Annotated in this window: 8 protein-coding genes and 1 pseudogene; 8 read left to right on the forward strand and 1 reads right to left on the reverse strand. The window is 53.2% G+C overall.

The genetic code is table 11. The features are described from left to right. The coding region (locus tag AAC083_RS21310) for a transposase (RefSeq protein ID WP_258224815.1) at window positions 1-171 on the reverse strand (171 nt) is incomplete at its 3' end. Window positions 172-890: 719 nt separating this feature from the next. Here AAC083_RS21310 and AAC083_RS21315 point away from each other — a divergent pair. The 8 genes and pseudogenes from AAC083_RS21315 to AAC083_RS21350 all read left to right on the forward strand — a co-directional run. Beyond that, complete coding sequence (locus tag AAC083_RS21315) at window positions 891-2,315, forward strand: basic amino acid/polyamine antiporter (RefSeq protein ID WP_042038317.1); 1,425 nt, start codon at window positions 891-893, stop codon at window positions 2,313-2,315. 15 nt (window positions 2,316-2,330) lie between these two features. Continuing rightward, entirely contained in the window at window positions 2,331-3,584 is a 1,254-nt protein-coding gene (arcA, locus tag AAC083_RS21320) for an arginine deiminase (protein ID WP_108537653.1), read from the forward strand. A gap of 144 nt (window positions 3,585-3,728) precedes the next feature. Beyond that, entirely contained in the window at window positions 3,729-5,198 is a 1,470-nt protein-coding gene (gene nhaC / locus AAC083_RS21325) for a Na+/H+ antiporter NhaC (RefSeq protein ID WP_219927923.1), read from the forward strand. 258 nt (window positions 5,199-5,456) lie between these two features. After that, window positions 5,457-6,566 carry an META domain-containing protein gene (locus tag AAC083_RS21330; RefSeq protein ID WP_108537654.1) on the forward strand — a complete coding sequence of 370 codons (1,110 nt, stop codon included), beginning with the start codon at window positions 5,457-5,459 and terminating at the stop codon, window positions 6,564-6,566. Between the two features lie 84 nt (window positions 6,567-6,650). Continuing rightward, a complete protein-coding gene (locus AAC083_RS21335; RefSeq protein ID WP_181364848.1) occupies window positions 6,651-7,454 on the forward strand; it encodes a ceramidase domain-containing protein in 804 nt (267 codons plus the stop codon). A 20-nt stretch (window positions 7,455-7,474) separates the two neighbouring features. Continuing rightward, on the forward strand, window positions 7,475-7,699 hold the full coding sequence (locus tag AAC083_RS21340) for a hypothetical protein (RefSeq protein WP_042038327.1): 225 nt from the start codon (window positions 7,475-7,477) through the stop codon (window positions 7,697-7,699). A gap of 69 nt (window positions 7,700-7,768) precedes the next feature. Next, window positions 7,769-8,146 (forward strand): SHOCT domain-containing protein, encoded by a 378-nt coding sequence (locus tag AAC083_RS21345; RefSeq protein WP_108537656.1) that lies wholly within the window; start codon window positions 7,769-7,771, stop codon window positions 8,144-8,146. A 196-nt stretch (window positions 8,147-8,342) separates the two neighbouring features. Continuing rightward, window positions 8,343-9,077: pseudogene (locus AAC083_RS21350) on the forward strand (ISAs1 family transposase); the annotation flags it as partial.

Genomic DNA, 9,077 nt, shown 5'->3' on the forward strand with positions numbered 1-9,077 from the left:
CCTGGGGCTGGGGAAGTCATGACTTGCTGGCTGATTTGGGCAACAACGCCCTGTTCGTTCGGATTGCCGTTGCTGAACCCAGCGGCGAAGTGCGGTTTCACCGACATCCAGTGAACGGCTTGCTTCGGGGACAGAATATCCCTGGTCGAGCACCAGGGATGCGGCTTCCAGTTTGAATTAAGCAGTAAATGAGCGACGTAATCTTGTCATTGAACACCTCTGATTATGGTGGCGACTGTACCACCTAAAACGGTGTCCGGGATGATTAGACCACCTTTTCTGAGCACCCAGAATTTACTTATGGCAATCCTGATGATTCTCACTGGGGCTTTCTAACAGAAGGTCTATGCTTATACCTCTACTTCGAAGAGTAAAAACGCGGATATCTAAAGTACCTAGGCTACGGCGAAAACTGCTTCAACTATCACAAAGGCAACGACTGGCGGCTAGCTTGGAGTTTACGCAGGGGCATCAAGGGCAATAATTTCAGCACTGACTTGCAAGCTACCTAGCTAATCGGCAGTTTCCAAGTGTGCCGGGCTACTTTGTGGAGCAATGGAGCAGTATTTTACAGGTTATGGCGAGACAATCCTCGGCTACAGCGTAAACGATTAATCGCTGCCGTTTCTGTGACGGCATCTCGCGGTAATGCTTGAGCCATGCATAGGTAGGGGCTTAAACCAGTACAATCACGTCAATGTAATCTGCCTTGGTGCACATTCAGTATGTTTGGCAGTTTTACTATTTTGGACGGGTAAAATATTGTGACAATCAGTTTGACAAAGCAACAGTATTGACCTTGTTTTTTAACAAGAAGTTGAGTGTTAAAGCAAGGGGTTAGCGCAGTCGGGTGTCTCACCCGGTATAAGTTTCCAGGAGGACAATAGAATATGGCTGTTACAGAACAAAAAATGTCGCGGATGGCTCTAACCGCGATGGTAGTTGGCGGCATGGTCGGGGCCGGGATTTTCTCGCTACCAAGAACCTTTGCCGGAGCAACCGGGCCGCTGGGTGCACTGATTGCGTGGATTATTGCCGGTACCGGCATGTATATGCTGGCGCGAGTTTTTCAATTCTTGGCTGAGCGCAAACCGAATATCGATGCCGGCGTATTCGCTTATGCCAAAGAAGGTTTTGGTGACTATCCGGGCTTTCTCTCGGCTTTCGGATATTGGATCGGCAGTTGCATCGGTAACGTGTCTTACTGGGTGCTGATCAAGTCCACCTTGGGTGCGTTCTTTCCGGTATTCGGCGATGGCAATACGGTAATCGCCATCGGTGTTGCTTCAATCGGCATTTGGTTATTCCATTTCTTGATCCTGCGCGGCGTACAGCAGGCCGCCTTTATCAACAGCATTGTCACGGTCGCCAAGGTCATTCCGATCATGGTGTTTATCGTCTTGCTGTTTTTTGCATTCAAGATCGATCTGTTCAGCATGAATCTGTATGGCGGCGACTTGACTGTAGGCCTGTTCGAACAGGTCAAGGCCACCATGCTGGTCACTGTGTTTGTGTTTATCGGCATTGAAGGCGCCAGCGTGTATTCACGCTACGCCAAAGAGCGCGCCGACGTCGGCAAGGCAACCATCCTGGGCTTTATCGTGGTTACCGGCTTGATGGTGCTGGTTACCTTGCTGCCCTATGCCGTGATGGAGCGCGCCGAAATTGCTGGCCTGCGTCAGCCATCGATGGCTGGCGTGCTGGAGTCGGTAGTCGGCCCGTGGGGGGCGATGTTTGTCAGTGCTGGCTTGCTCGTCTCAGTGCTGGGCGCTTATTTGGCCTGGGCGCTGATCTGTGCGGAGGTGATGTTCGCAGCGGGCAAGTCAAAGGACATGCCGGCGATGTTTGCCAAGGTCAACAAAAACAACGTGCCGGTCACGGCGCTTTGGGTGACCAGCATCATCGTCCAGATCATTGTGATCACCACCTATTGGTCGCGTGATGCGTTCTCGCTGATGCTTAACCTGACTAGCGCCACCACCTTGATCCCCTACCTGTTTGTGGCTGCCTACGGCTTGATGATTGCCAAGCGCAGTGAAACCTATGAGGTGCGTCCACAGGAACGAAATCGCGACCTGCTGATCGCCAGTTTTGCCGTGTTGTATACACTGTTCATGATTTACTCCGGCGGCTTGAAGTTCATCCTGTTGTCGGCGGTGTTGTTTGCGCCTGGCACTGTTTTGTATTTCATCGCCCGCCGCGAGCAGGGCAAGGTGGTGTTCGATAAGGCCTCGGATTGGATCATCTTCGCTGTGATTGCCGCCGCGGCTATTTACGGCGTTTACGGCTTAGCGACTGGCGCTATCTCTATTTAACCAAGGGAGTTGATCATGACAAATGCAAGTGAAGTCAAATTTGGCGTGTATTCGGAAGTTGGCCAGCTGCGCAAAGTGATGGTCTGCGCGCCTGGCCGTGCGCATGCCCGGCTTACCCCGAGCAACTGCGACGAACTGCTGTTCGATGACGTTATGTGGGTCGAGAACGCTAAACGTGATCACTTCGATTTCACCAACAAGCTGCGCGATCGCGGCGTTGATGTGGTCGAAATGCACAGCTTATTGGCTGAAACTGTCGCAATTGCTGAAGCCAAGAAGTGGATTCTTGATCATCAGGTTGTGCCTAATCAGGTTGGCCTTGGGCTGGTAGATGAGATTCGTAGCTACCTCGAAGGCTTGTCACCACGAGATCTGGCCGAGACGCTGATCGGCGGCTTGTCCACTGACGAGTTTCCCGAAACCTTCGGCGGCGAAACCCTCAAGCTGGTGCGTGAAGCCGCAGGTGTGACCGAATACCTGCTGCCGCCTTTGCCGAATACCTTGTACACCCGTGACACCACCTGCTGGATTTACGGCGGCGTTACGCTTAACCCGCTGTACTGGTCGGCGCGTCACGAAGAGACCATCCTCACCACCGCTATTTATAAGTTCCATCCCGATTTTGCTGGCAAGGTCAAAGTCTGGTGGGGCGATCCTACCGAAGACCATGGCATGGCCACCTTAGAGGGCGGCGATGTAATGCCGATCGGCAAGGGTAACGTGCTGATCGGCATGAGCGAACGAACCTCGCGTCAGGCCATTAGCCAGTTGGCCGCGACCTTGTTCAAGCAAGGTGCAGCGGAGCGGGTAATCGTTGCAGCGATGCCTAAACTGCGTGCGGCTATGCACTTGGACACCGTGTTCACCTTTGCTGACCGCGACTGCGTGCTGCTTTACCCAGACATAATGGACCACGTCAGCACCTTCTCGTACCGCCCAAGCGACAAGCCAAGCGGTATCGAACTGGTCAAGGAAAAGGGCCGCTTTACCGATGTAGTTGCGCAATCCTTGGGTCTGAAGAAACTTCGGGTGGTGGAAACCGGTGGTAACGCTTACATGCGTGAGCGCACGCAGTGGGACAGCGGCGCCAACTTGGTGTGCGCATCGCCGGGGGTGGTATTTGCCTATGATCGTAACGTGCACACCAACACCCTGTTGCGAAAAGAGGGGATCGAAGTGGTCACCATCGTTGGTTCCGAACTCGGTCGTGGCCGTGGTGGCGGCCATTGCATGACCTGCCCGATCAGCCGTGATGAGGTAGATTTCTAAGCGAAGTCTCCAACAGCAATCGCCGCCAATTTTGGCGGCGGTTTTAATGGTGCTGGTGACAACGCGTTAAGCGGCAGACAATGGCGCTAAGCTCAAGCGCTGCATGTCTAGCCGTCATATGAACATTAACCGAGGCCTATCTGAATGTTCAGTTTTATTCGCAGACCTAGCACGCCGCAACCACTGTCGCTGTTTGAGGCGATCATTCCGGTCGCTTGCCTGGTTGTCTTGGTTGCCTTGTCTTATTTTTTATTTGGTGATGCTGGCGCCGGTGGCCCTAACCAGGTTGCGCTGGTTACCGCGACGATGATTGCGGTATTTATCGGTTGGCGTCGTGGACACACGCTTGAGGCGCTGGGTAAAGCCGCGACTGATAGCGTGTCCACTGGCATTGGTGCGATCTTTATTTTGTTCGCGGTCGGCGGCCTGATTGGCACTTGGGCACTCAGTGGCACGCTGGTGGCTATGGTTTATTACGGATTACAGCTACTTAATCCAGATTACTTCTTCGTAACCGCTTGCGTGATCAGTGCCATCGTTTCGGCCAGTATTGGTAGCTCTTGGACAGTCGTCGGCACCATCGGTGTTGGTTTTATGGGGATTGCCATGAGCATGGGCTTGAATCCGGCGATAGCAGCGGGCGCGGTGATCTCGGGTGCTTACTTTGGCGATAAGTCGTCGCCACTCTCTGATTCGGCCAATCTCTCTGCAGCCGCTGCTGGTGTCGATCTGTATCAGCATATCCGTGAAACGCTGCTGACCTCGCTAATGGCCTTGTTGCTCTCGTTAGTGTTTTTCTTTATGTGGGGTGAGCCCGGAGATTTCGACGCCGCAGATAAAATTGCCGCGATTCAAAACTCATTCCAGCCACAGTTGGTGATGTTTGTGCCGCTAGTGTTGGTGATTTTGTTGGCATTGTTCCGCTTTCCGCCCTTTACCGCTATTTTCCTTGGCTCGATTGCCGGTGGTCTACTCGCGGCGGTTATGGCCCCGGAGCGGGTGCTGGCTTTTGCCGCTGCCAACGAGGGAATTCCGCAGTGGCTGGCGTTATTGGAAGGCGTCTGGCGGGCCTTGGCCAGTGGCTATACCTCAACCTCGGGCTTTGCTCCGATGGACATGCTGGCATCGCGTGGCGGTATGGGCAGCATGCTCAATACCATCTGGCTGATTATCAGCGCCTTGGCGTTTGGTGGGGTAGTTGAGAAGGTCGGGGTGCTTGAGCGGCTAATCACCCCGATTATTCAGAAAGCTAAGTCGGACGGTGCTTTGGTTGCCTCGCTGGCAACCTCAATTGTGGCCACTAATATCGTTACCGCCGACCAATACATCGCCATTGTGCTGCCGGGGCGGATGTTTAAATCTGCCTTTGCCAAGCGTGGCCTGGCCCCTGTGGTGCTATCGAGGGCGGTCGGCGATACCGCGACGCCAACCTCGGCGTTAATCCCTTGGAACAGTTGCGGCGCCTATATGGCGGCCACTTTGGGGGTAACGACTTGGAGCTACGCACCCTATGCGGTGTTCTGTTTTATCAGCCCGTTACTGACCATCGCAGTGGCTTACGCAGGATTTCGCATGTTGCGTTTGCCAAGCAAGGCTGTGCGGCCAACAAGCTGAGTGGCTCGTGCGCCGGCTATGTTTACGTAGCTTGTAGTGGTCAACTAAATTCGGACACTTGATTAGGCCGATCTTCGGCTTTTGCTGGCTGTATTCCGTCATTGTGTTGATTTGGACGGCGCCAGTTGTAGTAACCCATCAGGTAATGTACCACCTAAAATGGTGTCCGGGATGATTAGACCACTACAGTAGCAGCGTCTGCGCGGTGCCTACATGGTCACAATACGCTCTTATATTCTGAAAGGATGAGTTGATCACATGCTAAAAACATCGATAAATGCAGCGATTTTACTGGCGTCGGCATTGCCGGCTTTTACTGTGTTCGCCGCTGAGCCGCAGCTTATTTGCTTTGGCAATGAGCCGTCATGGAGCCTGCAGTTTAGTGACAAAAGTCGAGCGCAATTGCTCTTGCCCGAACAGAAAGCGGTCGATTTCCTCGGCCAGAAAACGCATCTGCTTGCGCTCAAAGAGTACGCTTGGCGCGGCAAGCCAGTAACCGGTAAGGGCGGCGAAGCAGTCGCGCTGCTGCGTGAGGCGAGCTGTAGCGACGGTATGTCTAACACCCAACATCCAATGAGCGCAAGGGTATCTCTGCCAGACGGGCAACTGTTGGCAGGTTGTTGTCGTGTGCCGAAGCCAGCTAAGGATACCACGGATACCACCGCCAAGCCGCTCACACTAGAGGGGCCAACATGGCAGTTAGACTCTCCGGGCGGTAGCTTTGCCGGTATCGCAATTGACGCGGCAAAGCCTGTAACGGTACGTTTTGAGGCAGGCCGTTTGAGCGGTTTTTCCGGCTGTAATAGGCTTATGGGTGGCTATAACCTGAGTACTGGCAAGGTGAAAATTAGCATGTTAGCCGGTTCGATGATGGCTTGCCCGGAGCCACAAACGGCGCTGGAGAACGCCGTGAGAGCGGCACTCAGCGGCACTCTGGCGTATGCCATTAATACTGAGCAACTGAGCCTGAGCACTGCCACTGGTGCGGTATTGACATTTAAAGCGCAGCCCGCGGCAACGCTTGAGGGCGTGTACTGGGATGTAACTGGATTCAACAACGGCCGCCAAGCAGTCGTTAGCGCTCTGCCTGGCACGCGTTTGAGCATGGTCTTTGAGCAAGGCCAGGTACACGGCAGCAGCGGTTGCAATACTTATCAGGCGAGCTTTACCTCGGTCGAAAATCGCCTGAGCATCGGCCCATTGCTGAGCACACGTATGGTTTGCCCCGCCGATGGTGTGATGCAACAAGAGCGCGAGTTTCTCGCGGCGCTGGAGTCGGTAAAACTATGGGAAATACGTGGCGGTTTGTTGGATGCGCATCGTGCGGATGGCGAGCGGGTGTTTAATGCCGTCGTCAGCGCTCCATAAGAACCCACAATCCATTTGATGGACACAGTACCGATCATGCACAACGCTAAACAGTACCGCGCATCGACAACAGGAGCTTGTCCTATGAGTGTGCGCAACCTTCTACTGATCGGTTTTACCCTCGCCTGTGTGGCGGCAGCCTTTTTGTTACCGGCCGTGCCGCAGCCGCTGGCTTACCATAATTTTGCCGACCAACGCAGCTTCTTGGGGATCCCGCATTTCAATAACGTGGTCTCCAATATAGGTTTTTTTCTGGCGGGTACCTTGGGGTTGGCCCTGCTAATCCGCAGCCGCGTGCGGTTTGAATTTATGCGTGAGCGTTGGCCTTATTTGGTGTTTTTCTTTGGTATATTCGCGACTGCTTTAGGTTCAAGTTACTACCATCTAGCCCCCGACAATGACCGACTGTTCTGGGACCGTCTGCCGATGACCATTACCTTTATGGCCTTAGTCGCCAGCCAGATTTCAGATCGCATCAGCGTGCGCACCGGGCTAGTGTTATTAGTACCGATGTTACTGATTGGTGCCTTATCGGTTATTTACTGGCGTGTGACCGAGCGGCAAGGCGTTGGCAACGTGCTGCCGTACGCAATGCTGCAGGCTTATGCAGTACTGGCTTTACTTTTTCTGGCTATTTTGCAACCATCACGTTACTCACGCGGTAGTGATCTTTACTGGATCTTTAGCTGGTATGTGTTAAGCAAGGTGCTCGAAACCTATGACGCCGAAATCCTTAGTCTTAGCCATTTTGTCAGCGGCCATACCTTGAAACATTTTGCCGCCTCGCTGGGCGGTTTTATTGCCTGTTACATGCTGATAAATCGTGTGTTACAACATCCAGCAACGACGGCTGATGAGTCGCTTAAAACACCATCAACACTGCCTTAATCATCAGTACAGGGGGGTCTATGCGTTACGTTTACGCCGCTTTAATCATCGTCATCACGACGACTGTTTTACTGTTTAAAATTCAAAATATAAGTCTTGTCACAGTTTCGCTGCTTAATATGAGCCTGACGCTGCCGGCGTCGCTACTGATCGCCGGCGTTTACGTGCTTGGCATGCTCACCGGCAGCGCACTCTGGTCGCTTCTGCGCAGCTGGCTACAGGCCGCGATGCGCAAGCCCGGGTAACACCATCGCCGGCGAGTTTACGCCGGCTACACCTAAACCAATTAGGCAACGCAAAGGAAACACACCAATATGAGCAATTTCTGGGATTTCTTCTGGTTAATACTCTCAAGTTTTATCTTTATCGCTTACCTTTTGGTGCTGTTCCAGATCGTCGGCGATCTGTTTCGCAACACTGAAATGGGCGGCGGATTTAAAGCTCTGTGGATCCTCGGACTGATATTTTTGCCGATGTTTACCGCGCTGATTTACATTATTAGCAATGGCGCAGGCATGGCCCAGCGTCAACGTGCGGCGATGCAGCGGGCCAAATCAGATACCGAAGACTATATTCGGCAAGTGGCAGGTAAATCACCAGTCGAGCAGATCTGCGAGGCCAAAGCCTTGCTCGATAACGGCGCGATTAATGCTGATGAATATGCCCAACTCAAAGCCAAAGCACTTGCCTAAACATATGCAGCGCCGCATCTTAGCGCTCAACCGTTAAACCAGAGAGCCCGCTGATGATGCGGGCTTTTCGGTTTTTGCTGCAAGCGTCACGCATACACCCAGCTGGGCAAGATGGCGAACGTTTTTTGACCAAGAGAAACAGGTTTGACCCTGCGATCCCGCTGTGATTTTATGCTCCTTTTTCAGGAGTGCCTTCATGTCTATTGATGCTGTTTTTGCTCAGTTTTTCGATGATATTCCCGACCCTCGCCAGCATGCCAAGATTTATTATCCCTTCTACGATGTCCTGTTTCTCACCGTCTGCGCTGTGATCGGCGGTGCAGACGGCTGGGAAGATATTGAAGATTTCGGTGAGGTTCATCTTCCTTGGTTTCAATCCAAGGGGCTGTTTAAAAATGGTATTCCTGTCCATGACACCATCGCCATGATCATCTCCGGTATCAAACCAGAGCCGTTTCAGGCCGCGTTAGTACGTTGGACTCAAGCCATCAACCAGCACACCGATGGCGCCTTGGTCGCTATCGATGGCAAAACCCTGCGCAGTTCCTATAACTGTGAAGATCGAACGTCGACCATTCACATGGTAAGCGCCTATACTGCCGCCAATAAGCTGGTGCTCGGACAGATAAAAACCGACGCCAAGTCCAATGAAATCACCGTCATTCCCGACTTGTTGGTGTTGCTCGACATCAAAGGCAGCCTAGTATCCACCGATGCGATGGGGTGCCAAACCGAGATCGCCGAGACCATCCTCCAGCAAAGTGGCGATTACTTGTTGGCCGTCAAAGGCAACCAGCCCAAGTTGTTCGAGGCGGTCCGGCCCCGCTGGCGGCGACCCCATTATGCGCAGCAACGATGACACTTGATAAGGGGCATAGGCACATTGATGGTCGTGAGTACCCTATCATGGCGGCGGGTGAGTTAGCCGCCC

The sequence above is a fragment of the Aeromonas sp. HMWF014 genome (genome assembly GCF_963878295.1).
Taxonomy (GTDB): domain Bacteria; phylum Pseudomonadota; class Gammaproteobacteria; order Enterobacterales; family Aeromonadaceae; genus Aeromonas; species Aeromonas popoffii.

Coding starts and splice junctions, on each gene's coding strand:
- AAC083_RS21315 (WP_042038317.1), top strand. CDS start 891: ATGGCTGTTACAGAACAAAAAATGTCGCGGATGGCTCTAACCGCGATG.
- arcA (WP_108537653.1), top strand. CDS start 2,331: ATGACAAATGCAAGTGAAGTCAAATTTGGCGTGTATTCGGAAGTTGGC.
- nhaC (WP_219927923.1), top strand. CDS start 3,729: ATGTTCAGTTTTATTCGCAGACCTAGCACGCCGCAACCACTGTCGCTG.
- AAC083_RS21330 (WP_108537654.1), top strand. CDS start 5,457: ATGCTAAAAACATCGATAAATGCAGCGATTTTACTGGCGTCGGCATTG.
- AAC083_RS21335 (WP_181364848.1), top strand. CDS start 6,651: ATGAGTGTGCGCAACCTTCTACTGATCGGTTTTACCCTCGCCTGTGTG.
- AAC083_RS21340 (WP_042038327.1), top strand. CDS start 7,475: ATGCGTTACGTTTACGCCGCTTTAATCATCGTCATCACGACGACTGTT.
- AAC083_RS21345 (WP_108537656.1), top strand. CDS start 7,769: ATGAGCAATTTCTGGGATTTCTTCTGGTTAATACTCTCAAGTTTTATC.